The 24,415-nt window shown below is 65.0% G+C and carries 26 protein-coding genes and 1 riboswitch; of the genes, 11 read left to right on the forward strand and 15 right to left on the reverse strand.

Going from position 1 to position 24,415, the window contains the following annotated elements; all coding sequences use genetic code 11:
• Positions 1 to 62: 62 nt before the first annotated feature.
• The 5 genes from K2L43_RS13505 to K2L43_RS13525 form a co-directional block, all read right to left on the reverse strand.
• Positions 63 to 314 carry a DUF3820 family protein gene (locus K2L43_RS13505; protein WP_015913885.1) on the reverse strand — a complete coding sequence of 84 codons (252 nt, stop codon included), beginning with the start codon at positions 312 to 314 and terminating at the stop codon, positions 63 to 65.
• Positions 314 to 760, reverse strand: a complete 447-nt coding sequence (locus tag K2L43_RS13510; protein ID WP_220637762.1) for a CopD family protein — start codon at positions 758 to 760, stop codon at positions 314 to 316. The genes K2L43_RS13505 and K2L43_RS13510 overlap by 1 nt, the downstream gene beginning before the upstream one ends.
• 18 nt (positions 761 to 778) lie before the next feature.
• Positions 779 to 1,780 (reverse strand): aldo/keto reductase, encoded by a 1,002-nt coding sequence (locus K2L43_RS13515; RefSeq protein WP_041836072.1) that lies wholly within the window; start codon positions 1,778 to 1,780, stop codon positions 779 to 781.
• A gap of 76 nt (positions 1,781 to 1,856) precedes the next feature.
• On the reverse strand, positions 1,857 to 2,072 hold the full coding sequence (locus K2L43_RS13520) for a SlyX family protein (RefSeq protein ID WP_011806292.1): 216 nt from the start codon (positions 2,070 to 2,072) through the stop codon (positions 1,857 to 1,859).
• Positions 2,073 to 2,077: 5 nt separating this feature from the next.
• On the reverse strand, positions 2,078 to 3,280 hold the full coding sequence (locus K2L43_RS13525) for a PLP-dependent aminotransferase family protein (RefSeq protein ID WP_103737483.1): 1,203 nt from the start codon (positions 3,278 to 3,280) through the stop codon (positions 2,078 to 2,080).
• 104 nt (positions 3,281 to 3,384) lie between these two features.
• Between K2L43_RS13525 and nth the strand changes: the two genes are divergently transcribed.
• Complete coding sequence (nth, locus tag K2L43_RS13530; RefSeq protein WP_047349476.1) at positions 3,385 to 4,035, forward strand: endonuclease III; 651 nt, start codon at positions 3,385 to 3,387, stop codon at positions 4,033 to 4,035.
• 37 nt (positions 4,036 to 4,072) lie between these two features.
• Here nth and K2L43_RS13535 read toward each other — a convergent pair whose 3' ends face one another.
• The 7 genes from K2L43_RS13535 to cbiB form a co-directional block, all read right to left on the reverse strand.
• Positions 4,073 to 4,954, reverse strand: a complete 882-nt coding sequence (locus tag K2L43_RS13535; RefSeq protein ID WP_370632960.1) for a hypothetical protein — start codon at positions 4,952 to 4,954, stop codon at positions 4,073 to 4,075.
• Complete coding sequence (locus K2L43_RS13540) at positions 4,921 to 5,295, reverse strand: DUF2334 domain-containing protein (RefSeq protein ID WP_255580453.1); 375 nt, start codon at positions 5,293 to 5,295, stop codon at positions 4,921 to 4,923. Before K2L43_RS13540 ends, K2L43_RS13535 begins: the two co-directional genes overlap by 34 nt.
• A gap of 165 nt (positions 5,296 to 5,460) precedes the next feature.
• Positions 5,461 to 6,519 carry a nicotinate-nucleotide--dimethylbenzimidazole phosphoribosyltransferase gene (gene cobT / locus K2L43_RS13545; RefSeq protein WP_220637763.1) on the reverse strand — a complete coding sequence of 353 codons (1,059 nt, stop codon included), beginning with the start codon at positions 6,517 to 6,519 and terminating at the stop codon, positions 5,461 to 5,463.
• A 104-nt stretch (positions 6,520 to 6,623) separates the two neighbouring features.
• Entirely contained in the window at positions 6,624 to 7,385 is a 762-nt protein-coding gene (gene bluB, locus K2L43_RS13550) for a 5,6-dimethylbenzimidazole synthase (protein WP_011806299.1), read from the reverse strand.
• Between the two features lie 44 nt (positions 7,386 to 7,429).
• A riboswitch (cobalamin riboswitch) is annotated at positions 7,430 to 7,622 on the reverse strand.
• 30 nt (positions 7,623 to 7,652) lie between these two features.
• The gene (locus K2L43_RS13555) at positions 7,653 to 9,134 is read right to left on the reverse strand and encodes a cobyric acid synthase (protein ID WP_220637764.1); all 1,482 of its coding nucleotides are present in this window, start codon (positions 9,132 to 9,134) and stop codon (positions 7,653 to 7,655) included.
• Positions 9,131 to 10,135, reverse strand: a complete 1,005-nt coding sequence (locus tag K2L43_RS13560; RefSeq protein WP_220637765.1) for an aminotransferase class I/II-fold pyridoxal phosphate-dependent enzyme — start codon at positions 10,133 to 10,135, stop codon at positions 9,131 to 9,133. Before K2L43_RS13560 ends, K2L43_RS13555 begins: the two co-directional genes overlap by 4 nt.
• Positions 10,128 to 11,105, reverse strand: a complete 978-nt coding sequence (cbiB, locus tag K2L43_RS13565) for an adenosylcobinamide-phosphate synthase CbiB (RefSeq protein ID WP_220637766.1) — start codon at positions 11,103 to 11,105, stop codon at positions 10,128 to 10,130. The genes K2L43_RS13560 and cbiB overlap by 8 nt, the downstream gene beginning before the upstream one ends.
• A 178-nt stretch (positions 11,106 to 11,283) precedes the next feature.
• Here cbiB and K2L43_RS13570 point away from each other — a divergent pair, with 178 nt between their 5' ends.
• From K2L43_RS13570 to K2L43_RS13610, 9 genes are all read left to right on the forward strand, one after another.
• Positions 11,284 to 11,811, forward strand: coding sequence for a GspH/FimT family pseudopilin (locus tag K2L43_RS13570; protein ID WP_220637767.1), 528 nt, complete (start codon positions 11,284 to 11,286; stop codon positions 11,809 to 11,811).
• Between the two features lie 37 nt (positions 11,812 to 11,848).
• Entirely contained in the window at positions 11,849 to 12,433 is a 585-nt protein-coding gene (locus K2L43_RS13575; protein ID WP_011806304.1) for a GspH/FimT family pseudopilin, read from the forward strand.
• Positions 12,430 to 13,140, forward strand: coding sequence for a type IV pilus modification protein PilV (gene pilV / locus K2L43_RS13580; RefSeq protein WP_172209334.1), 711 nt, complete (start codon positions 12,430 to 12,432; stop codon positions 13,138 to 13,140). The genes K2L43_RS13575 and pilV overlap by 4 nt, the downstream gene beginning before the upstream one ends.
• Positions 13,141 to 13,171: 31 nt before the next feature.
• A complete protein-coding gene (locus K2L43_RS13585; protein WP_220637768.1) occupies positions 13,172 to 14,068 on the forward strand; it encodes a PilW family protein in 897 nt (298 codons plus the stop codon).
• A 21-nt stretch (positions 14,069 to 14,089) separates the two neighbouring features.
• Entirely contained in the window at positions 14,090 to 14,842 is a 753-nt protein-coding gene (locus tag K2L43_RS13590) for a PilX N-terminal domain-containing pilus assembly protein (protein WP_220637769.1), read from the forward strand.
• Positions 14,843 to 14,924: 82 nt separating this feature from the next.
• Positions 14,925 to 18,440, forward strand: a complete 3,516-nt coding sequence (locus K2L43_RS13595; RefSeq protein WP_220637770.1) for a pilus assembly protein — start codon at positions 14,925 to 14,927, stop codon at positions 18,438 to 18,440.
• An 85-nt stretch (positions 18,441 to 18,525) separates the two neighbouring features.
• On the forward strand, positions 18,526 to 18,948 hold the full coding sequence (locus K2L43_RS13600; protein WP_220637771.1) for a type IV pilin protein: 423 nt from the start codon (positions 18,526 to 18,528) through the stop codon (positions 18,946 to 18,948).
• 52 nt (positions 18,949 to 19,000) lie between these two features.
• Entirely contained in the window at positions 19,001 to 20,092 is a 1,092-nt protein-coding gene (gene ribD, locus K2L43_RS13605; protein WP_370632961.1) for a bifunctional diaminohydroxyphosphoribosylaminopyrimidine deaminase/5-amino-6-(5-phosphoribosylamino)uracil reductase RibD, read from the forward strand.
• 182 nt (positions 20,093 to 20,274) lie between these two features.
• The gene (locus K2L43_RS13610) at positions 20,275 to 21,945 is read left to right on the forward strand and encodes a phospholipase D family protein (RefSeq protein WP_255580455.1); all 1,671 of its coding nucleotides are present in this window, start codon (positions 20,275 to 20,277) and stop codon (positions 21,943 to 21,945) included.
• Here K2L43_RS13610 and K2L43_RS13615 read toward each other — a convergent pair.
• Together K2L43_RS13615 and K2L43_RS19240 are read right to left on the reverse strand one after the other, a co-directional pair.
• Positions 21,905 to 22,903: a tRNA-dihydrouridine synthase gene (locus tag K2L43_RS13615; RefSeq protein ID WP_220637774.1), complete on the reverse strand. Its 999-nt coding sequence runs from the start codon at positions 22,901 to 22,903 to the stop codon at positions 21,905 to 21,907. The genes K2L43_RS13610 and K2L43_RS13615 overlap by 41 nt on opposite strands.
• Before the next feature lie 18 nt (positions 22,904 to 22,921).
• Positions 22,922 to 22,975: a hypothetical protein gene (locus K2L43_RS19240; protein WP_172209338.1), complete on the reverse strand. Its 54-nt coding sequence runs from the start codon at positions 22,973 to 22,975 to the stop codon at positions 22,922 to 22,924.
• A 137-nt stretch (positions 22,976 to 23,112) separates the two neighbouring features.
• Between K2L43_RS19240 and K2L43_RS13625 the strand changes: the two genes are divergently transcribed.
• Positions 23,113 to 23,691 (forward strand): hypothetical protein, encoded by a 579-nt coding sequence (locus K2L43_RS13625; protein ID WP_220637775.1) that lies wholly within the window; start codon positions 23,113 to 23,115, stop codon positions 23,689 to 23,691.
• A gap of 78 nt (positions 23,692 to 23,769) precedes the next feature.
• On the opposite strand, the gene K2L43_RS13630 is transcribed toward K2L43_RS13625, so the two are convergent.
• Positions 23,770 to 24,291, reverse strand: a complete 522-nt coding sequence (locus tag K2L43_RS13630; protein WP_220637776.1) for a GNAT family N-acetyltransferase — start codon at positions 24,289 to 24,291, stop codon at positions 23,770 to 23,772.
• Between the last annotated feature and the right edge of the window lie 124 nt (positions 24,292 to 24,415).

Consider the following 24,415-nt stretch of genomic DNA (forward strand, 5'->3'; position numbering starts at 1 on the left):
GCCCGCATGGCGGCGCTCCGCGCCCTTGCGTAAAAAGCGTGAAAGCGGCCCGCGACTGCCGCTCACCGCCCTGGCGCAGCGCGCAGCGGGGCCAGCAGATCGCGCAAGCCGTTATGGTCCAGCTCGTACATCAGCGCGAGAAGCTGGCCGATCTCGCCGCGCGGAAACCCCTCGCGGGCGAACCAATGCAGGTAGTTGGCGGGCAGATCGGCGATCACCGTGCCACGGTGTTTGCCAAACGGCATCTCGCGCGTCAGCAGCAACTGCAGGCGCCGCGCATCGCAGCCCGGCACCGCGGGACCCGCCCCTTCCATCACATCCCCAGTCCACCGTAGCGGAACGCGATGCCCGTGAGCACGAAGCCCACCGACAGCAGCGTGACGGCCGCCACGTGCCACGCCATCAGCGGCAGCGTGCGTGCGCTCAGCGTGGGAATGACGCGCAACCGCGCATGGGCGGCCACCAACAGCGTGGCGGCCAGCAGCGCGAGCTTGAGCGACACGGCGCGTTCCAGTGGCGCATCAGGGCTGAACCACCGCCCCCAGTCGGGCACGAGTTGCAAGGCCATCCACAGCCCGGTGGCGACCTGGATGAGCAGCGCGGGCATGCCCACGTGTTCGTAGCCCTGCTCGAAGTCCAGCAGCGCCTGGGGCGACCGCTGGCGCAGCGCGCGCGGCAGCACGGTGAATGCCAGCACCAGATGGCCGCCGGTCCAGACGGTGGCGGCCAGCAGGTGCAATGCAAAGACGTAGGGATACATGGCGCCGGTCCTCGGGCGTCAGGCGCGGCGCGCCTGCAGCGGATAGGCCGGGTCGGTGAAGCCCGGCGTCGACGGATGGCCGGGGGCCACCAGGCTGTCGATGAGCGCCTCGTCCTCGGGCGTGACCGCATAGTCCAGCGCCGGCAGGTAGTCTTGCCACTGCGCCAGCGTGCGCGGCCCGGCGATGACGGAGCTGACGCCGCGGTGCGCCAGCACCCAGGCCGTGGCGAACTGCGCAAGCGTGATGCCCCGGGCCTCGGCATGCAGCTTGAGCTGCTGGGCGATCTGGAGCGACTCCTCGCGGAACTCGGTCTCGCCCATGCGGCGGTCGCCGCGCCCGGCACGTGTGCCTTGCTGGGGTGCCTGGCCTGGCAGGTACTTGCCGGTCAACACACCGCGCGCCACGGGGCTGTAGGGCGTCACGCCCAGCCCGTAATGCTGGCAGGCCGGCAGGATCTCCACCTCGGGCATGCGGTTGAGCAGGTTGTAGTACGGCTGGCACACCACGGGGCCGGGCATGCCGATGCGGCGCGCACCGTGCACCAGCTCGGCAATACGCCAGCCGCGGAAATTGGACACGCCCCAGTAGCGGATCTTGCCCGCGCGCAGCAGCGCATCGATGGCGAACAGCGGCTCCTCCAGGTCCATGCCCTCGTAGTCGCGGTGCAGGTAGAGGATGTCCACATGGTCCGTCTGCAGCCGCGTCAGGCTGGCTTCCACCTCGCGCAGCATCCAGGCGCGCGAGTAGCGGCCCTCGTTGGGCCGTTCAGACATCTTGTTGCCCAGCTTGGTGGCCAACACCCAGTCGTGGCGCTGGCCCTGCAGCAGCGTGCCCAGCATGCGCTCGGACGCGCCCTTGGTGTACACGTCGGCCGTGTCCATGTAGTTCACGCCATGCGCACGCGCGTGGGCCACGATGGAAGCGGCCTCGGCCTTATCCGTCTGGTCGCCGAACATCATCGTGCCCAGGCACAGCGTGGACACCTGGAGCTGGCTCTTGCCAAGAAAGCGGTATTGCATGGGGCAGCCTTCGCTATATAAATAAGAGCTGCTAGCGCTTGATGGACGGGCGCTAGCGGCCAATTTGACGTAAACCTCAGTAATGCGGCGGCAGTTCGTCGCGCAGGCTGCGCACGGTGGCGCCGCCCCCCTCGGGCACCTGCTGGCGCAACTGCGCCACGGTGCGCGCCAACTCGTCGATCTGTTGCTGCTGGCGGTAGATGGTCAGGTTAAGCTGGTCCAGCAGGTCTTCGGTGAAGGCGGCCTTGACCTCCAGCGCCTCCACCCGCTCCTGCGTGCGTGCGTCCACCATCGCCATCAACCCTTGAGCGCCTGCCCGAGGCGCGCCACGCCTTCGCGGATCTTGGCCACATCGGCCGTGGCGAACGACAGGCGCAGCGTGGCCGCATCGGGGTTCTGGCTGAAGAACGGCGTGCCGGGCACGAAGGCCACGCCCTTGTCGATCGCGCGTTTGGCCAATGCGCCGGCATCACGCTCCAGCCCGCGCGCCCCTGTCAGGCGCACCCACAGGAACAGGCCGCCGCGCGGCTGCACGAACTCCACCGCGTCGCCCAGTTCCGCACGCAGCGCATCGCCCATGGCCTGCGCGCGCTCGGCATACACGGCGCGCACATGGGCCAGCGTCGCGGGCATGGCGCCGCTCTTGAGGTACTGCGCGGCCGTGGCCTGGGCAAAGGTGCTGGTATGCGCATCGCTGAACTGCTTGCACATCACGGCGCGCGCCAGCAGCTCGGGCGGTGCGATCAGCCAGCCCACGCGCAGGCCGGGGGACAGCACCTTGCTCAGGCTGCCGCAGTGCGCCAGCCACTCCCGACTGCCCGGCACCTGGGCCGAGAGCGCCAGCAGGCTGGCCGGCGGCGCCTCGCCGAAGTACAGGTCGCCATAGGGGTCGTCCTCCACCACCAGCACCTGGTGCCGCGCAGCCAGTTCCAGCACGCGCTTGCGGCGCTCCAGGCTCAAGGTGGCGCCGCTGGGGTTGCCAAAGGTAGGAATCAGGTAGACCAGCTTGGGGCGGTGCTCGACGATCAGCCGCTCCAGCGCATCGGGCTGCACGCCCTCGCCGTCCACGGGCGCGCTGATCACCTCGGCGCCATAGAGGCGAAAGCACTGGATGGTCGCAAGAAAGGTGGGGCCCTCGACGATCACCTTGTCACCGGGGTCGATCATGGTCTTGCCGAGCAGGTCCAGCGCCTGCTGGCTGCCCGTGGTGACGATGAGCTGCTCGGGCGCCAGCCCCGCCACGCCCTTGCCTTGCATGAAGGTGGCCAGTTGCTCGCGCAGCGGCTGGTAGCCCTCGGTGGCGCCGTACTGCAGCGCGGCGCCGGGCTCCTCGGCCAGCACGCGCTCGCTGGCGGCGCGGATGCCGGCCACGTCGAACATGGCGCTGTCCGGGAAGCCGCCCGCAAAACTGATGATGCCGGGCTTGCCCAGCAGCTTGAACAGTTCGCGGATGGCGGAGGTTTCAACGTTATTCAGGCGGTCGGCAAAGGCAAGCGGCATGGACGGCAATCGGGTGGATGGGTGAAAGACGGTAGCCCCCATTGTCGCCAATTGCCGCGCAGCTTTCCTGCGGCGCGCCCCTCAGCCGGCGACAATCGCCGCCCATGAAGCCCCAGGACATCGAGCCCTTCTTCGCGGCGCTGCAGGCCGCCAACCCGCAGCCCAACACCGAGCTGGAATACACCAACGTATTCGAGCTGCTGGCCGCCGTGCTGCTGTCGGCGCAGGCCACCGACGTGGGTGTGAACAAGGCCACGCGCCGGCTGTTTCCCGTCGCCAATACGCCGCAGGCCGTTCTGGAGCTGGGCCTGGACGGCCTGGAGGGTTACATCAAGACCATCGGCCTGTACCGCACCAAGGCGAAGAACCTGATGCAGACCTGCCGCATCCTGGTGGAGCAGCACGGCGGCCAGGTGCCGCGCACGCGCGAGGCGCTGCAAGCCCTGCCCGGCGTGGGCCGCAAGACCGCCAACGTGGTGCTGAACGTGGCGTTCGGCCAGCCCACCATGGCGGTGGACACGCACATCTTCCGCGTGGGCAACCGCACCGGCCTGGCGCCCGGCAAGAACCCGTTGGCCGTGGAGATGCAGCTGCTGCAGCGCGTGCCACCGCAGTATCTGGTGGACGCCCACCACTGGTTGATTCTGCTGGGCCGCTACGTGTGCCAGGCACGCAAACCGCGCTGCTGGGAATGCGTGGTCGCACCCTGGTGCGACTACGAGCCGAAGACGCCGGCGCCGTTCAACGCGGGTTGATCAACCTTGCGGGGTGCTGCCGCGGCAGCCGCCGGCATCAGCGCACGCCCTGCGCCACCAGCTCAGCCACCAGCGGCTCTCCCAGGTAGTGCGGGCCGTCGAAGGCCAGCACCTCCCACCCCTTGTAGGCATCGATCTGCGGCAGGAACTCCGCCGCCGTGGCGCTGCGGAACCCGCCTTCTGGCGCGGGGCGAAAAGCCTCGGCAATCATCTGCACGCGCGCCTGCCCCAGGCGGTAGGTCAGCACCTGCAAGTACTTCAGCGCAACCTCCGGACTGCGCGCATGCACGCCCACGCCGTCCTGGAAGAACACCCCTACGTCGCCCGGCAGCCAGCGCTCGATCCAGTCCGCCAGCGCGTGCGGGCCAAGGTTGGCGCTGTCATAGGCGCTGATCCACAGCGGGCGTGGCAACTGCGCCAGGCCCTGGGACCACTCTGGCCCCGGCAGCCAGGTGGGATCCACCTCCAGGGGGAAATACCAGCCACCCAGCTTCAGCGGGAGCCGCTGCACGATGGGCACCAGGGCGTGCGCCTGCTCCACCAGAAGCGCCACCGAGGCACGTGCCTGCGCCTCTCCATGCATGGCCGCCAGTCCCACGATCACCTCCTGGGCCCAGGGCTCGGCGGCGATGCGCTCCCAGTCGGGTAGCTCAGCCGCGATCGGAGGCAGGCCGGTGCCCGGCACAAAAGCCTGTGAATCCACCGCCGTCCATTGCACCAACAGGCGGCGAACGCCCAGTTGCGCCCAGTTGCCCTGGGGGCGCAGCGTGCGCAGGCTGGGCTGCCACACCATGCCGCCGAGGTGGCGCAATGGCGCGCCGGACGACGGCGGCCAAGACACCGCGCACGGCAGCATAGCCACCATGGCCGCGCGCCGTGTCAGGGTCAGGGCTTGCGCTGGCGGCTGGGTGAGGTCCACGTGTAGCCCATGGCCGTCAGGCCATCCACGATTTCCTTCAGGTGCGTATAACCGCGCCCGTCATACTTCTGCGCCTGGGACTCAACCGCCAGGAAGGGGTGGAAGAAGAACGAGGCAAAGCCGTCACGCACGACCTTCTGGTAGCGCGCGTTTTCCAGCACCTCCTTGGATGTCAGCTCCTCATCCGCCCCGAACTCGAAATACTGCAGGTTGCCCAGGTTCTCCGGCAGCACGCGCAGGCCATAGCGGTCGCGCTCGATGACGAAGGGGAAGAACTGGTCCACCATGTAGTCCCCGGCCTTGAGGTCGGGCTGGTCGGACGTGTAGTACCAGGGTTTCAATAGGTCACTTGGTAGAGAAGATTCTTACTACTTTTTCATCAATTGGCAAATTAGATCAACAGTATTTAACTATTTACCGGTGCGTGATAGGACCGCTTCTGGTTGCACAGCCCCGTCGAATTCCTCATGCGCCCATCCTGAAGATGGCAAGTGCCGGCAAGACACTTAGCGCATCGCTCCGTCCACCCCGGCCGCTTGAAAACTCGCCATCTCGCGCAGCACGCGGCATGCCGACTCCAGCAACGGCCAAGCCAGAGCGGCACCTGAGCCTTCTCCCAAGCGCAGCCCCAGGTCCAGCAGCGGCTGCGCCTGCAAAGCCTGCAGCATGTGGCCATGGCCCCGTTCGCCGGAGCGATGGGCAAACACACAGCGCTGCAGCACGGCAGGCGCCAGGCGCACGGCCACCAGCACAGCCGCGCAGGTGATGAAGCCGTCGACCACGATCACACGACGCTCGGCGGCGGCCTGCAGCACGGCGCCGGTGAGCGTGGCGACTTCAAAACCACCCAGGGCGGCCAGGGCCTCCAAGGGCTGCCTAGCACCGGCGTTGGCCGCCAGCGCCTGCTCCAGCACGGCCTGCTTGCGCGCGATGCCTGCCGCATCCAGTCCCGTACCGGCACCCGTGCACTCGGCCAGCGGCACGCCTGCCAGACGCGCCAACAACAGCGACGCCACGGACGTGTTGCCGATGCCCATCTCGCCCAGCAGCAGCGCGTTGCCGGGCATGGCGCGCACGATATCCATGCCGTTGCGCAGCGCCTGGGCGCACTGCGCCTCGGTCATCGCAGGGCCGACGCTCGCGTCCTGCGTGCCCGCCGCCACACGGCAGTGCACCAGGCGAGGCGCATCGGGAACGGCGTCGCGCGCGGGTACTTCGCGCGCCACGCCGCAGTCGGCCACGGTGAGCTGAAGGCCGTGCTGGCGCGCCAGCACGCTCACGGCTGCGCCGCCTGCCAGAAAGTTCTCGACCATCTGCCAGGTCACGTCGCTCGGGTAGGCCGATACGCCCTTGGCCGCCAGGCCATGGTCGCCCGCGCACACCAGCATCTGCGGCGCCTGCAGCATGGGTGATTCGGTACCTTGGATCTGGCCCAGACGGAGGGCGAGTTGCTCCAGGCGCCCCAACGCACCCAGTGGTTTGGTCTTGTTGTCCAGCTTGTGCTGCAGGGCTTGGGTCAACGGCCGATCGGTGAGGTCAGCAATGAAAGGCAGGTCGATGATCATGGCGTGTTTCGATTGTCAAAAAAGGTCCAGCGCGGCCCCGACTCACGGGGCGCACATCAAGAGGTGGCCGTATTGCGGGGCGGGCCCCATGCGTTGTGGCTGGCTTATGCCGGTGCGGTCTGGCGACTGCACTGCGCCGCAGCCTGGTCGCACCGCAGATGCGCGATGAGCGGCTGCTGGTCGTCGCGCTGCCCCCATTGCTCGAAGTACACCAGGTCTTCCACGGGCAGGCGCGGAAGCCAGCCAGCGGTTTCCAGTTCGGGCTTGGCATGGAAGTGGCTGACATAGCCGACACACAGGTAGGCGATGGGGGTGATGCCCTTGGGAATACCCAGCGCCTGCTGCAGGTCAGCCTGGTGAAAGATGCTCACCCATCCCACCCCAAGCCCCTCGGCGCGCGCGGCGAGCCACAGGTTTTGCACGGCACAGACGCTGCTGTACAGGTCCATGGTTTTCATGTGGGTACGCCCTACCACCACCGGACCGGTGCGCTCGCGGTCGCACGTGATGCAGAGGCCGATGGGCGACTCCAGAATGCCCTCGAGCTTGAGACGCTGGTATACCGCGCGCTTGTCGCCCTCGAACATACCGGCCGCTTCGGCATGGGCCTTGGCGAAGGCACCATGCACCCGGCGCTTGGTGTCCTGCGATCGCACCAACAGGAAGTTCCATGGCTGCATGAAGCCTACGGAAGGCGCATAGTGCGCCGCGGTCAGGATGCGGCTGAGCACCTCGTCCGGTACCGGGGTGGGCAGAAACTGCCCGCGCACATCACGGCGTGAAAAGATGGTGCGGTAAATGGCGTCGCGGGCCTCTTGCGTAAAGGCGTGAACGCTTTGCGTGGCTTGCGCCTGCGCGGTATTCATGGCAGTCCCCTGTGCGTGAATAGGTCGCACGCTGCCTGGCCTTGCAGCGCGATGAACGTTCAGGCCGGTCTTCTGGCTTGGATTCATCTGACCCGCCGCGCCTTCCCGGCCTTGGCGGCCAGTGGCATTGAGCGGGGGTCATCTTCCTTACAGCGTTGGGCACGCGGCGGACTCCAACCGCCTTCCCGATTCTCCCTTTGCCTTGCGGCAGCGGGCACCTGAGGACGGGGATGATAACAACCGCAATTCAACCGCAGTTATCGTCCTTTACTGCGCAGCGAGGGCATCCAACGCCCTGGGCTCGAAGTGCCGTGCGATGCCGGCGGCCAGCCCCTCAAACACCGCATCCAGTGTCGGAGCATCGGCACCGAACAGTGCCCGCAGCACGGCTGCGTCCTCGAACAGGCCGTGCAGGTACAGGCCCAGCACATTGCCCCCGGGGTTCTGCCACGCCAACCCGGGCATGATTTCGCGCGCCACATCGCCGCTGGCTGCCATGGCCGGGTGCTGAGCAGTCTGGCCGTGGTGGATTTCATAGCCTTGCACAGCCACGCCGGCAAGATGCCGCCAGGCGCCTTGTACGGCGCCGAAGCACTGGCGCGTGGGCCGCACGGTCTTGGTGGCCTCGAAGCTCGTCACCAACGGCAGCAGGCCCAGGCCTGGGCCATTGCCGTCCACCCCCACGGTGTCGATCAACGCCTCGCCGAGCATCTGCAGTCCACCGCAGACTCCGAGCACACGGCCACCGCGTGCCGCATGGGCAGCAATCGCCGCGTCCAACCCCTGTGCGCGCAGCCAGGCCAGGTCAGCCGCCGTGGCCTTGCTGCCGGGCAGGACGATCCAGTCGGCGCCCTCCACATCCGCGGGGCTGCGCGCCCAGGACAGACGCACACCCGGCACATTTTTGAGCGGCTGGAATTCGTCCAGATTGCTGATGCGCGGATACGCCACCACGGCGATGCGCGTATGCACGGCACCGACGGCGGTGGAGCGCATGTCGAACACGCCGTCCTCCTCGGGCAGGCCATGGTTCCACTGCATCGGAATGGTGGCGACGACGGGCACGCCGGTCTTGTCCTGCAGCATTTGCGGCGCTGGCGCCAGCAGTGCCTCGTCGCCCCGGAACTTGTTGAGCACGAAGCCAGCGATGAGCGCGCGTTCTTCCTCGGGCAGCAACGCCCATGTGCCAAACAGGTGGGCAAAGGCGCCGCCGCGGTCGATATCCGTCACCAGCAGGCAGCGCGCCTCAGCATGGCGCGCCACGCGCATGTTGACCACGTCGCTGGCGTGCAGATTGATCTCTGCCGGCGAGCCCGCGCCTTCGATGACCACCACGTCGTTCTCGGCCCGCAGTGCGTCCAGCGCCGCCGCGATCTGCGGCCACACACGCTGGCTGCGGCCGCGCCATGGCAGTTGCGAAAGCTCATCGCTCACCTGTCCCAGCAGCACCACCTGGCTCTTCGTGTCGGCTTCGGGCTTGAGCAACAGCGGGTTCATGCGCACGTCGGGCACGGCCCGCGCTGCCAGCGCTTGGAAATACTGGGCACTGCCAATCTCGCCGAACTGCTCGCCCGGTGCAGCCACCACGCGCGCGTTGTTGCTCATGTTCTGCGCCTTAAAAGGCGCCACCTTCAGGCCCTGGTTGCTGTAGTAGCGGCACAGCGCGGTGGCCAGCCAGCTCTTGCCCGCACCGCTGGTGGTGCCCAGCACCATGACGCAGCGCGCCGGCCCGGGTCGGGTCTTGTTCATTGCGATTCCTTGTAGAGGCGCCACGATACCTCCAACGCCCGCTGCGACTGCGGTGGCAGCACGCCCAGGCGCACATGCCCGGGCAGGCCAAACGAGGTGCAGTCGCGCAGCTTGACGCCACGCGCGCGCAGCCACTGCAGGAAGGTCCCCACATCCTGCACCGGCGGACATGCCGTGAAGAAGTTGGCGAGACTGCCCGGCGCAACGGCCCAGCCCAGGGCCGCGCACAGCGCCAGTTGCGCGGCCTTCCATTCGCGCAGGGTCGCCAGCGATTGCGCGAGCCATGCCTGCGTATCCGGCCGGACCCAGGCCGCCAACAGGGCAACACCGTCGGCACCGACCGGCCAGGAGGCCGCCAGCGCCTGCACAGCGGCGACACTGCCATCGGCGACCGCGGCACTCGGCCCAATGGCATAGGCCGCGCGTACGCCGGTCAGGCCCAGCGCCTTGTTGGGCGTCCACATCTGCCAGGCGACATCAGGCGCTACGGTGGTGGCTCCCTCCAGGCGCAGTGGTGCATAGGCGCAGTCCAGTATGCGCAACACGCCGACAGGGGCCGGGGCGCACCACGCCGCCAGTGCAGCATCGGTCGTTCCCAACGGGCTGGCCGGTTCGCACGCCCAGTGCAGCGCCGGCTCAGAAGAAGGTGTGTGGCGGCAGTCCAGCCCCCACACCTGGGCCGCGCGGGTGTAGTCGCCGTAGCCATGCGCGGGCACAACGACCTGGCGCGCGCCGCTGCGTGCCGCGTGCGCGGTGATGCGATGAATGAACTCGCTGGCGCTGGCGGAGAGCACCACGCGCTGCACCGCCACGCCGTGGAACGTGGCAATCTGCGCGCGCAGCGCGGTGTAGGCCGGGTCGGGGTAGTGGATGAAGTCACTCTGCCGGAGCGCCGCGATGGCCTGCGGACAAGGACCGCAGGCGTTGGCGTTGGTGGAGAAGTCATGCAGCGGCACGCCCAGCGCATCCGGGCCGCCGTGCTGTGGCGCATGGTCAGACATGGGTGTGCACTATAGCTATCAATAACAGAGCTGCTACCGCAAGCACCACAAGCGCTAGCAGTGTTTTTGATGCCAAATGCACCGCACGCTGCGTGTCCGCGGCCTGGGGCGCACGCCCGGGGGCGTTCAACACGTACACACCAGGTTTGGACAGGCGCACCCCCAACGCCAGCGCCATCGCCCCCATGGGCCACCCGCCGTTGGGCGACGGCGTGAGACGCGACTGCGCGCGCAGATCAGTCCAGCGGGCGCCACTGCCGCGCGAGATGCCCCACAACAGCACCGCCGTGATGCGCGCGGGCAGCCAGGACAGCACATCGTCCGCACGCGCCGCCCACTTGCCCGCCCATTGCCAGTAGCGCCCGCCGCGCATGCCGGGGTATCCCCACATCGCGTCGGCCGTATTGGCAAAGCGGTAAAGCGCCGCACCGGGCAGGCCCAGCAGCACGAACCAAAACAGCGGCGCAATCACGGAGTCGCTGAGGTTCTCGGCCAGGGATTCAATGGCGCTCTCGCGCACGGCCGCCGCATCGAGCCCTTGCACATCACGGCTGACCAGCCAGGACAGTCGCTCGCGCCCCGCATCCAGCGACTGCGCCAGCGCATCTTCCACCGCCAGCACTTCCCCGCGCAGCATGCGCCAGGCCAGCAAAGGTTTCAGCAGCAATCCCACAACGAGCGCTGCACCCCAGACGGGAAGCAACGCGAAGGCGACCCACTGCAAAGCGCCGGATACTATTAAAACGATAGCTGCCAGCGCGCACCAGAAAATCGCTGCAGCGCAAAAAGACCGTATATCCCGACCTGTGGCCTGCAGCGGCGCGATGCGCATACCGGCCCACCCCAGCGCCCGCCCCATCCACACGACGGGGTGAAAGGCAGCAGGGGGCTCGCCCCAACGGCCGTCAATGGCCAGCGCCAGCAGCAGGGCGCAAGCCAGGAGGAAAGGATCCAGAGTCCAGAGCGGCATGGGGTGAGCCTAACGTGAATACAAGCGATACACGGAAGCCGCGCGGTTCGCGCTAACTCATGCTTTGTCGGACATCGGATCTGCTGACCACACGTCTCAATGCGCCGTCTGTCGGCACTAACCCCCCGCTCATCCTTCGTTCCAAACACATGCAATGAATTCTGCCTAGCATGCCGGCATGCAACTCCCGCACGCACCTTCCAGACAGCACTGGCCTCAGACTGCCGAACGCGGTTTCACCGTCATCGAGCTGATGGTGGTGGTGACCATCATGGCCGTCCTTGCAGCGCTTGCTACGCCTAGTTTCACTCCGATCATTGAAAGATGGCGCGTGCGGCAGGCAGCCAACGGCCTGGAATCCACACTGTATTACGCGCGATCCGAGGCCATCAAGCGTGGCGGGGATATCACAGTCGTCGCAACAAGCGGCGCCGACTGGGCCACAGGCTGGTCAGTGTGTGCCGGCGCGTGTTCAGCAAGCACCACCTTGCAAACGTCCAATGCTCCCGATCGTGTCTCCGTCACGCCGGACCCTGCAGGGGGCACCATCACGCTAGACCGATGGGGGCGCATGAACAAAGGTGCGGGCGTGTCCACCTTCGGTTTTCGCCTGGTCCCCCAGGGCAAGCTCAGCAATGACTCCTCCGCTGCGTCCTTGTGCATTAACGGCGGAGCGGCCATCAAACGGCAGGCTGCCACCTGCTGACTCCCATGTGAAGGCTCGACTATGACGAGGTATCCACATGCCCTCCTTTCTCTTAGCAAAGCACACCCGCGACGCCAAAAGACTCAGGAACAAGGGATTCACAGCCGTCGAATTGATGGTCACCGTCGCTATCGTGGGCGTGCTTGCAGCCCTGGCGGCTCCCAGTTTCTCTGCGCTCATTGAGCGCTGGCGCATCACGCAGACCACCGACATGTTGAAGTCCACACTGCACTACGCCCGCTCGGAAGCCATCAAGCGCGGAGGAAACGTGCTCATCCAAAAGATTGCCAACAACACCAATGGCTGCACCACCGCGACCGGAAACGCCGACTGGGACTGCGGATGGTTCGTTTGCGAAGACACGAACGGCAATGGCACATGCAGTTCCACAGAGCCAGTGTTGCAGCGCTATGAGACTCCATCCAGGGTCCAGGTCACCCGCACGGGCGGTGGCACCGCCATCAAGCTCAATCGCTGGGGACTAGTGAATGGCACCTGGGTGGGTTTCAGCATCGTGCCACTCGATCAATCAGTCAGTCACCCTGCTGCCCGCGGCGTTTGCATGAGCGCAGGCGGACGTATTCGCACCATTCGATCGGAGGAACTTCCGTGCACGCCCTGACCCTCTCCGTCTCCTTCCGCCCCAGAAGCCAGCGCGGCATCACCCTGATTGAGTCTCTGGTCGCGATCGTGGTTGCTGCCCTGGGAATCCTGGGTGTCGTAGGTGTTCAGATGCGTACGCTCAGCGACACGCAAACCACTGTGCGTAGAGCTCAAGCCATCCGGCTCATCGAGGACCTGAGCGAACGGCTCAAGGTTCACCCCAACGCGCTCAACGCCGTCAACCCCACAGGCGGTGCGGCCGCCAGCTATGTGGCCGATAGCTGGGGGTCCGCATTGACTGCTCCCAGCGTGAACTGCACCACAGCCAAATGCACACCAGCCCAGCTGGCCGCCTACGACCTGTGGGCTTGGCGTACCTTGGTTCGCAACACTCTTCCCGCCGGAGACGGCGTGGTCTTTCTCACTAAAGGGGAAGATGGAGCTGCGGGCAACCAAAGGCAACTGGGAATCATGCTCCGTTGGCGGGAGAACGAGCGCCAAATCGACGGCACTGAGGAGGATAAAAAGAAATACAAGAACAACATTGATGCCAGCAAGCTTCAAAAGGCTGACGGCAGTTTCGTGAGTGGCACTGGCAAAACTACGCTGGACACCGGCTGTGGCGACGCCAGCTTTACCTGCCACCTTCAGTACATCCCCATCAGTGCACGTTGTGCCCCCGATATCTGGGCCGGCTCGACTTGGCACTTCTGTGCCGGGGCCTGACCCTCCAGGACGACATCACAAGGCTATTGGCATGACACGTTCTGCAGCACCTTTTCCGCAGCGCCAACGCGGCGTCACCCTCATCGAACTGCTCGTCGGTCTCATCATTGGGCTGCTCACCGTCGCCGTGGCAATGGGAGCGCTCATGGTCTCTCGCGGCGTCAGTGGCACAGTCAGTGACGCCAGCGAAATTCAGCAGCAAGGCTCCTACGCCATGCGCGTCATCGGCCAGCAAATCCGCCAAGCCGGTTCTCTCAAGTTGGATCTATTCCCCTCTGGAGCGATGGCGGGAGCAAGCGACACCTTGGAACATGTGGTGCCAGTCGCCCTCGAGGCGCGCACACCCCCGTCAGGCAGCGACGCCGGCTGGGACCCAGCCACCGACACAGTCGGTTTCTACACGCCATCGGGCAAGCCCGGCGGTCCCATATTCGGCTTTGCGAGTTTCACAGAGAAAGTCACCACGGGCGCTGCCCCCGAATATCAGGCCCATCAGGCATTCAATTGCCTAGGCCGCGCGGGAACCACAGTCACACGCAGCAACTTCCGGCTGCAAGACGGCGTACTGCGCTGCGGCGATGGCGGCGCTGATGACGAGCCCATTGTTCGCAATGTGGCAGCCTTTCAGGTGCGCTACGTGATGCAGGACATCACGACCACCCCCGGCATCCCGCAAGTCGAATACGTGGCCAGCCACAGTGCAGTGGAATCAGCCACCAATGGATGGGCCAAGGTGCAGGCTGTAGAGGTTTGCCTGGAGTTGTACGGAAACGAGCCCATCGACCTTCCGGCGGGCAGTACCTATACAGGATGTTCCGGTCCCGTGGCCTACAGCACGCTCACGGGCGAACGGGCACGTCGCCTGCATCTCGCTTTCCGCAGCGTGTCCCAGTTGCGCGGCCAAGGCCAAACAGGCGCGGTGCTTTAACCAATGTCGGGCACATTCACCATGCACCAGCGCATGCCTACACATCGACTCCCACGCAGCTCCCAAGGCGCGCAGCGCGGTGTCGCACTCTTCGTGGTCCTTGTTTTCGTCATGCTCTCCATGTTGCTGGCGCTGTGGGCGTCACGCACCTCGCTCTTCAACGAGCTGGTCGTGGGCAACGATGCAGACTACCAGCGCGCCATGGAAGCAGCCCAGGCGCTGCTGCAAGACGCGGAGCTGGACATTCGGGGAGAACGCGCAGATGGCACAGTGTGTACGGGCTCTGCGCCCGTATGCCGTCTGGGTTCGGTTGCCAAGATTCCCGTGGAGGCGAAAGACGTTGCAGAACTCCTCGCCACTCTCGAAGGCATAAATACCGGGCCGCGCTGCAAGGATGGCCTGTGCCTCAAGCGTACGGGCTACCAAGATTTCTGGAACGACAACGATGCCAATACCGGCCTTGCCGCAATGCAGGCCGTGGGCACGCGCTACGGCACCTACACCGGCGCCAAAGTGGGCAATGACGATTCACCCGCCAACCCCATTTTGCGAAATACGGCTACAGGCCAGGGCGGCTGGTATTGGATCGAAGTGCTGCCCTACCTGCCCGACGTTGCCAACGCCAACCTGATCGCAGGCATCGGCGCCAACTACCTGGCAGTAAACGTACAGCCCAACGTCATCTACCGCATCACCGCCATGGCCCAGGGGCGCAAGGCCAATACGCGGGTGGTGGTGCAACAGACATACGTGCGGCACCGACTCAAAGACTAAGAGCTATAGAAATAGGAGCTGTTAGCGCTTGACAGACAAGCCCTACAGCCAGATTTCAGTACTATTTTCAACGGAGAACGCCATGCCTTTCCATGCAAGCGCCCGCCGCCATTTTCGACAAACACCACTGGCCGTTTTGATTGGCGCCGCTCTCTCGTCACAGAGCGCGCTGGCCGCGTTAGATTTTGCACAAGCGCCGCCAGGCACTGTGGAGCCGTATGTGGCACCGAACGTAATTTTGTCGTTGGACGATTCGGGCAGTATGGGCAGCAGTGCGGGCGCGGGTCTGGGCACACGCGCCAAGGTTTTGAAAGATGCCCTCAAGGAAACGTTCAGCGACGAGTCCCTGCTGCCCAACGGAAAAATCCGCTTGGCCTGGCAATCCATGGGCATGAGTTACAACCACGACAAGTCCTCCGGCTGCGGCTACGTCTCTGGCCTCGCCCTCCAGCACCTGAGCACCGCCGCCGCGTCCTCTGCGAGCAGCAAGAACCTGATGCGCATACTGGACAGTACCCACCGCGCCACCTTCCTCGACTACGTCGACCGCTATAGCGGTACCTGCCTAGGCACTACCCCAACCCCCCAAATGGTGCGCAATGCCGACCAGTACATGCGCGCATCCCTTCATCAAAACGGCCCCTGGGCCGACGTGCCCGGCACCAAACTGGCGGATGCCAAGAACGACAACAAGCCCTTGGGCTGCCGACGCAATTACCACATTCTGCTGACCGATGGCGGATGGCAAAGCAGTCACGCAATCGCGCCCGACACTTCCAAGCCCAACTACGACGGCTATGGCTCGGACTCGACTATGAACAACAAGCCCTTGCCGAACGGCAAGACGTATGACGTTACCTCATCGCAAACGCGGCCCTACCGCGACAAGCAGAACTCAACCGTCGCCGACTGGGCTTTCATGAGTTGGGCCGATCCGCTGCAACCCGCAACCAGCCTCCATGGCAAGGTAACGCCCTTGCCCGATTACGAGAACGCGCCCCCTACGGAGATCTTCAAGAATCACGTTACCGGAGCAACGGCCACACTGGAGAAATTCTGGAACCCCCGCTACAACCCCGCCGACTGGGCGCACCTGACTACCTTCACCATCGGATTCAGCGCCGACGCACTGCCCCAGCTCAGTTACAAAACCACCTCAGGCTCCAATACCATCACCCCTCCAAAATCCACGCTTCCCTATGGTTTCGATGGCGACTTTGCCGAGTACGCCAACGGCACCTACGAGTGGAGGGCCCTCAGTGACAAGGGCCAGGACATGTGGCACTCAGCTATCAACGGCCGCGGCCAGTTCTACGCTGTGGAGAAGGGCGAAGACTTAAAGGAGGCGTTCAGGCAGATCGTGCGCACCATCAACGCCGAAACCGAGCCCGACCGAGGCTCCACCGCCACCAGCGGTAGCAACGCCTCGCAGAACGACGTAGGCATTTTCACTGCGAGCTACGTTCCCAAAGAAGGCTGGCGTGGCGCCGTCTCAGCCGAAACCTTCAAAAGCGACGATGGTTCCACGGAACAAGCCTGGGAAGGCAAGACCACTGCAGACAAGCTTGATGACCCATCGTTCAATGTTTCCAATCGCCTGGTGCTTACTTGGAGCGACGCGATTCCCAGTGGAAGTACCGAGGAAATCGGGGGCACATCCTTCGAATGGGCCAGCCTCAGCGAGGCTCAGCAAACCCTCCTCAAAGCAACCGGAGCAGATGGAGGGCCCTCAGGGACTACAGGGGAAAGCGGTACCAACCGTATAGCCTATTTGCGGGGTGACCGCAGCCTGGAGTGCCCTAGCTCCGGCTGTACTACGGACAAGCCGTTCAGGCAGCGCTGGAGCCGGCAGGGCAGCATCGTCAATTCAGAAGTCTGGTACGTGGGTGCTCCTGTCAGCAACTACGCGATGGAAGGTTATGCCGCATTCACGCGTACCTGGGCCAAACGCGAGCCCATGCTGTATGTAGGTGGAAATGATGGGATGCTGCACGGGTTCACAGCGAAGGATGGAACGGAACGCCTCGCCTATGTCCCGCGCGGCGTGATGCGTGACCTTCCCAAGCTCACTAATCCCTCCTTCAACAACAACCACCAGTATTTCGTCGACGGCTCGCCGATGACCGGCGACGTATTCGATGGCGCGTGGAAAACGCTCTTGGTGGGCACCCTCGGGGCCGGTGGCAGAGGCTACTTTGTTCTGGATGTGACGAACCCAGGCACCACCGATGGCGGCGCCAGCAGCTTCACCAAGGCCAATGCCAACAACCTGGTTGTGATGGACAAAACGCTGCCCGCCAGTACGACACCGGTGAACAATGATGCCATCGACGATCTGGGACACATCTTTGCCAAACCGGTGCTGGATGATGCCAACCCCCAACGCACCACGCAAATCGTGCGGCTGAACAACAACCGCTGGGCCGTCGTCATGGGTAACGGGTACAACAGTGCCAACGGACGGCCTGTACTGTTAATCCAGTACCTCGACGGCGACAAAGAACTTCTGCGCATCCCGGCGGTAGCAACGGACAGCGGAAACGGCCTTTCAGCTCCTCGGCTCGTAGACATTAGTGGTGATGGCAAGCCCGATGTCGTATACGCAGGGGACCTTAAGGGCAACCTTTGGAAGTTCCTCATCAACACGAAAGATTCAAGCAGTTGGGGTGTCGCCAGTTGGGAAGGCAAACCTGCCGGCACGCCACTGTTCATTGCGAATCGAGGCACTGGCCACTCTGCCAACACGAACAGTTCCACCCGGCAATCCATTACCGCTGCCCCCTCGGTACGGGTGAACGACCGCACCAAGACCGTCACCGAAGGCGGTGTGGACAAGACTCTGCCTGTGGGAGGGATGATGGTCGCCTTTGGCACGGGCCGGAACATCACCAAGCTCGACCAGGCTGAGTTGCAGCAGCAGACTTTGTACTCCGTCCTGGACAACACCCGTTACGTCCGCGAGATGACGGGTACCGCACCCAATGAAAAACCCACCGGACGGATCAACGTCTGCACGACCACCTCCGGTGTCTGCGGTGAACTGGTCAAGTCCAGTGCCGATCTGCCCCGTGCCGTATCGCAAGACGAACTGGTCCAGACCACGGTACCCAGTACTGTGGCGCAGACCCGCGATGGGCGGCAGTTCTGGAAAGTGAACGCCACTACCATCAACTGGGCGGAAAAGAAGGGCTGGTTCATGGACTTCCCGCTGACGCGCGAGCGCCTGCTCAAGCCGATGCAGTTCTATGACGGCAGCAATCTGCTTGTGGTCCCGTCACAAATCCCCGCAAAGGGCTCTCGTCTGGATCCCTCTGTCGAAAGCTGTGAAGGGGGTGCCGTGGTCAAGGAAACCCAGTATGTGACCTTCATCAACATCATGGATGGCCAAGCACCGCGCGTGCCTATCATTGATGGCCCCACTGGACTGGCACGCTATAGCATGCCGCCTGGGGCTCTGACGATGATCACGAAGGACAATCGCATCCACATGCGAGGCCGGCAGCCTAAGCCGGGCGGAACGGGTTCCGACCTCGTCGAGGAGAAGATGCGCCGCATGCCCGAAATGTCCCTGCGCCCCAATTGGCGGCAGCTCAAGTGAAACGCATGGATCGCGGGGCAGTTGTTTCTCTCGTGAGGGAGGTCGGCTCACTGCCTCGCATGTGTTCTGACTGGACGATGAAAACATGAAATACCAGCACCGAGGTTTTACTCTGATTGAGCTGATGATCGTGGTGGCGATCGTCGGCATTTTGTCGGCCATCGCGTATCCGAGCTATACCGAATACGTACGGCGAGGCCACCGCGCCGATGCCCGTGCGGGCTTGCTGCAAGCTCAACAATGGCTGGAACGGGCAGCCACTGCCACCGGGACCTACCCCACCAGCCTGCCAAGCGCCCTCACGTGGACCGCCGATAACACCAAGCGCTACGACATTGCCTTTCAAGCAGGCAATACCACCGCAGCCTATGTATTGACGGCGACACCCAAAGGCGCACAGACAGGGGACAAATGCGGCACCTATACCCTCAGCAATACCGGCGTGCGGGGAGCCGCCGGTAAGAAGTCCGGAGAGAGCGGCTACGACCCCGACTGCTGGGGCAAATAAATTCAGCCCAGGGCGCTACCATCGCGGCGCCATGACTGAGATTTCCCCCTCCATGAACCAAGCGCTTGGGCTCGCCGCCCAGGCGCTTTTTCTTTCCAATCCCAACCCCCGCGTGGGATGCGTCATCACCGACGTTAACGGCAACATGCTGGGCCAGGGCTTTACCCAGCGCGCAGGGGCACCCCATGCCGAGGTGATGGCCTTGCGTGACGCAGCCGCGCGGGGATGCGACGTGCGCGGCGCCACCGCATACGTCACGCTGGAGCCGTGCGCACACCAGGGGCGCACCGGCCCCTGTTGCGATGCGCTCATTCAGGCCGGCATTGCACACGTAGTGGCATCCATCGCCGACCCCAATCCGCTGGTGGCGGGTCAAGGGTTCGCGCGGCTGAGGGCTGCGGGAGTGCAGGTGGAGGTGGGCCCCGGCGGTACGCAATCGCGCGAACTGAATATCGGCTTCTTCAGCCGCATGGTGCGCGGCATCCCCTGGGTGCGCATGAAGGCCGCGGCCTCGCTCGATGGCGTGACCGCATTGGCCAATGGCACCAGCCAATGGATCACATCCCCGGCGGCCCGTGCCGACGGGCATGCCTGGCGTGCCCGCGCCTGCGCCGTGTTGACAGGCATCGGCACCGTGTTGGCGGATGATCCGCGCCTCGATGTGCGGGAGATCGCCACCCCACGCCAGCCGCATCTGGTGATTGTCGACAGCCTGCTGCAGACGCCTGCGAATGCCCGGCTTTTCGACGTTGCCGACCGGCGTGTACTGATCTACACCGCCCGGCCAGATGCCGCTGGCGCCGCGGCGCTGCGGGCACGCGGCGCCACGATCACCGAACTGCCCAATGACCAGGGCAAGGTGGATCTGCCCGCCCTGTTGCGCAACCTGGCCCGCGAAGGCGTGAATGAACTGCACCTGGAGGCCGGTCACAAGCTCAACGGCTCCTTCCTGCGGGAAGGGCTCGTGGATGAATTGCTGCTCTATCTGGCCCCGATCATGCTGGGCCAGGGAGCCCAGGGCCTGTCCAACTGGGGGCCGTTGCAGACGCTGGCCGACGGGATTCCGATGCAATTCCAAGCCGTGCAGCAGGTGGGGCCCGATTTACGGGTGGTGGCCCGCATCGCGGGGCACGCGGACTTCTGAATCCCGCCCTGCGCAGTCCAGGCGATGCACCACACGCCCGCGTGCTTGCATGCCGTTGTCCGACAGTCGCGCTGCCGAGTTTCGCGCTATACCCCTGTCGTCACCTCACCTTATTGCGTTCGATGTCCTTCATAGACCTGCTCCGCCACCTTCGCCATCGCACCTGGTCGCGCTGGCCGATCATGGCTTTGCTGGTCCTGTCCTTCGGCGGTTGCGGTGGGTTGCCCAAGGATGTGGACCGGCCCGTGTCCATGGCGTTGGACACGGCGGGCGAGCCTACGGAGTTAGCCACCATAGTGCAACAGCTGCGACAGAAGGCAGGCGCCCGCCATGCGTCAGGATTCTCCCTCTTGAGCGGCCCGCAGGAGGCCTATGGCAGCCGGCTCGCGCTGGTGCAATCGGCGCAGAAGACGTTGGACCTGCAGTACTACGCCATCCATGCCGATGCCAGCTCCGCGCACCTGCTGCGCAGCGTGGTGAACGCAGCGCGGCGCGGCGTACGCGTGCGCATCCTGCTCGACGATTTCCACAGCACGGGGCGCAACGCCCTGGTCATGGGCATGGCGTTCGAGCCGAACATCGAAATGCGCATGTTCAACCCGGTGGCGGGCCCCCGCGCATCGTTCCTGGGCCGGATGTGGGGCGCGGTCAGCGATTTTTCGCGTGTGCAGCAGCGCATGCACAACAAGCTGTTCCTGGCCGACAACATGATGGGCGTGACCGGAGGGCGCAATCTGGGCGACGCGTACTTCGGCAAGGCAGAGGCCGAGAATTTTGTTGACCTGGACGTGCTGGCCGTCGGCCCCATCGTGGCCGACATGTCGCGCAGTTTTGACAGCTACTGGAACAACCCGCGCGCCTATCCCGTGCAGTCGCTCGTCAGCCGAGAAGAGCTGGACCGTTTGCGTGCGCAGGTGCGCAGCAGTGGCGAGAAGGCAGGCGCGGAAGCCGGCTCGCCCGGCTCCACCGCCCCTGCAGACCGCCCCCGCGCCTCATCGCCCCAATGGGACACGCAGCCCATGGACCTGCGCACCGTCGATTTCATATGGGCGCCCGCCGCCATGCTGGTGGACGAGCCGACCAAGATTCCGCTGGAGGGTGACGAACCGCCACCGTCCGCCGCGATACGCGTGGGCACAACGCCGGGCGCCCATCCGGAAGCCAGCGACACGCCCCAGGCACCGCCGGCGCCCGCAGCGCCCGTGTCCAGCGGGGACACGGTGGTGGACGGGCTGCTCACCCTCATGGACCGTACACGGCGCGAGCTGCTCATCATCTCACCCTACTTCGTTCCAGGCGACGACATGAAGCGCGCCTTTGCACGTGCGCGCCAGCGCGGCGTGCGTGTGCGGTTGCTCACCAATTCGCTAGCGTCCAATGACGCGCCCATTGCCCACGTGGGCTATGCCCGCCACCGCGAAGACCTGTTGGCCATGGGTGTGGAGCTGTACGAACTGCGCAGCGAGCAGGCCGGCCTGCGCTCGGCCTTTGGCAGTTCGGGCGCCAGCGCGGTGGGGGCTTCGCGCTCCATGCTGCATTCGAAGGTCATGGTCGTGGACGGCCGCATGGTGGTGGTCGGCTCCATGAACCTGGATCTGCGCTCCCAGCTGCACAACACCGAGATCGCCCTGCTGATTCGCAGCCGCGCCCTGGCCGCCGAAGCTGCGCAGCAGATCGACACCGCCATGCGCGAGGGGGCGTGGCACCTGCAACGCAGCGCCGACGGTGACCTGGTCTGGCGCGCGCCGCAGGGCAGCGGCCTGGAGGATGCGCACACCGACCCCGACAGCAGCCTGGCCTTGCGGCTGTTGCTCAAGCTGCTGGGGCCGCTGGCGCCCGACCACCTGCTGTGACAGATGCCCCAGCGCAGACGCGCGCCACCCACGCGGTAATGGCCTGCTGGTCGGTCATCACGCGCACCTCGTCGAACGCGGCCTGCGCCTGCGGGTAACGGCGGCGCAGCAGGTTCAGCCACTGCTTGAGCCGGCCGGCGCGCTGGCGCGGCTCCAGGTCTTCGCACACCAGATGCCAGAAGCGCTCCATGTGCGGCAGCAGGTCTTCCCAGGGCAGGCCCAGTGCAGGCGCACCGCGGTCGTGAGCGCGGATAGACAGTGCCAGGCCCGGGTCTGCCACGATGCCGCGGCCCAGCATAAGAGCGTCGCAGCCCGACACGCTGCGGCACCGCAGTGCGTCCTGCACGGTCCAGATCTCGCCGTTGGCCACCACCGGAATGCCCACCGCCTCGCGAATCGCGGGGATCTGCTCCCAGTACGCGGGTGGGCGGTAGCCGTCGGCCTTCGTGCGAGCATGCACCACCAGCTCGCAGGCGCCGCCGCGTGCCATGGCCTGCGCGCATTCACGCGCCAGGCCTGCATCGTCGTAGCCCAGGCGCATCTTGGCGGACACCGGTACATGCGCGGGCACGGCGCGGCGCACCGCCTCCACCACCGCCGCGATGCGCTCGGGCTCGCGCAACAGGGCCGCGCCACCCCCATGGCGGTTCACCGTCTTGGCGGGGCAACCGAAATTCAGGTCAATGCCTTCCGGACCCAGCTCTGCCAGCCGGGCCGCGTTCTCGGCCATGCTGACCGGGTCCGATCCCAGCAGCTGCGCCCGCACGGGCACCCCTGCCAGCGTGCGGCCGCCGTGGTTCAGCTCGGGTATGTAACGCAGGAACACTTTGTCGGGCAACAGGCTGCCAGTGATACGGATGAACTCGGACACGCACCGATCCACGCCGCCCACCCGGGTGAGCACGTCACGCAACACGAAGTCCAAAAGCCCCTCCATCGGGGCCAGCAATAGGGTCATGACAGCTGGGCGGGCACGCTAAAAAATATGATTCAAAACAGCCTCCAACGCCTGTGCAGAAAGCGCCAGCAGCTATCAATACTGTAGTCAAAAAGCACTCCGCCCGCACGCTCAATGGCGCCGACGCTGGGCAGGGTCATCGTTACGTAACAGGCTAGCGGTGTAATCCGGCCACTTGGCCGCTCTGTGTGGCCGCTTCCAATACTCCCATGCTGCAGAAAACCGACAAGGCACGCCAGGAACTCTCGCCGGGTGTTCGCACCCTGAGCCTGCGCGAGCGTTCGTTGCTGCTGATGGCCGATGGCCGACCCATCGAATCCTTGCAGGCCATGTACAACGGCATGGGCGCGCAAATTGTGCAAGGGCTGATCCACCAGGGCTACTTGGCCTTCAGCACTGCGCATGCTCCGGCGCCAGCAGTTGCGTCGGCTCCGATAACGGCTCCAGCTCCAGCTCCAGCGCCTGCCCCAGCAACTGCACACGCCCTCACATCAGGCGCTGAACACGTCAGCCAGAGCGATGAGAGCACCAGCGCAGCCGACATACCGGCGCCCAGCGCGACCCGCTCGCTGGCTGGCACGCGCATGTATCTGTTTGATATCAACGAACGCATGTTTGCGCGCCGCAATGCCGACCTGGCACGCGAGTTTCACGAGGCACTGCGCAATGCCCGTGACCGCGACAGCATGCTGGAGGTCGGCGAAGCACTGCTGGATGAAATCACGAACCTGGCCGGCCATGACCGCGCCGCCAGCGTGCGCGAGCGTCTGGTGCAGTTACTGCCCTGAATGGGTGTACTGGCGTGGCACCGCACAGCGGTCAGGCCGCTGCCGCAAAGCTGCTTGCCATGCCGCAGCCCCGCCCTGTCAGTTGATGGGCCGCTTGAGGCGCACTTCCTCAATCTTCACACCGCCAACCACTGCCGTCTTGGCGGTGGTCATCTCGCGCTTGAAGCCTGCCATTTCATGAAAGCGCAGGGCGCGCTCGTTGCGCAGTGGCACCCAGGCGGTTACGGTGGTGCAGCCTTCTTCGTGCAGACCGTCGCGGGCTGCGTCCCACAGGGCCACTCCGACCCCCTTGTTCCAATGCGAGGGGGCCGCGTAGATGGCCCAGATTTCACCGGTGGTGTTGCGCGTCTTTTCATCACGCGAGCGGTCGAAGCCGACGAAACCGACGATCTTGTCGCCGTCCACGGCCACTTGGACCTGGGGCTCGCAATACTCGATCGCCTCGCGCCAGTAGGCTTGGCGCTTCTCGACGGACGACATGGACTTCAACTGATCGTCAGGCAGCAGCCCTCGGTAAGCTTCCAACGCGGCGGAGGTATGAACCTGGGCAATGGCTTTGGCATCGCGAAGGGTGGCGGGACGAACCTGGATACTGGACATGGGAAAACGAAAGCAGGTGAAAAGCGAAAAACCCAGCATTTTCGCGCAAATGCCGCTTCGCCTCTCATGCCCCGCAGTTTCCACCTTGCCAACCCCACCATTGCACGCAAACGCGGCCATCTGT

This window comes from Diaphorobacter sp. MNS-0 (genome assembly GCF_019602835.1).
GTDB lineage: Bacteria > Pseudomonadota > Gammaproteobacteria > Burkholderiales > Burkholderiaceae_C > Diaphorobacter > Diaphorobacter nitroreducens.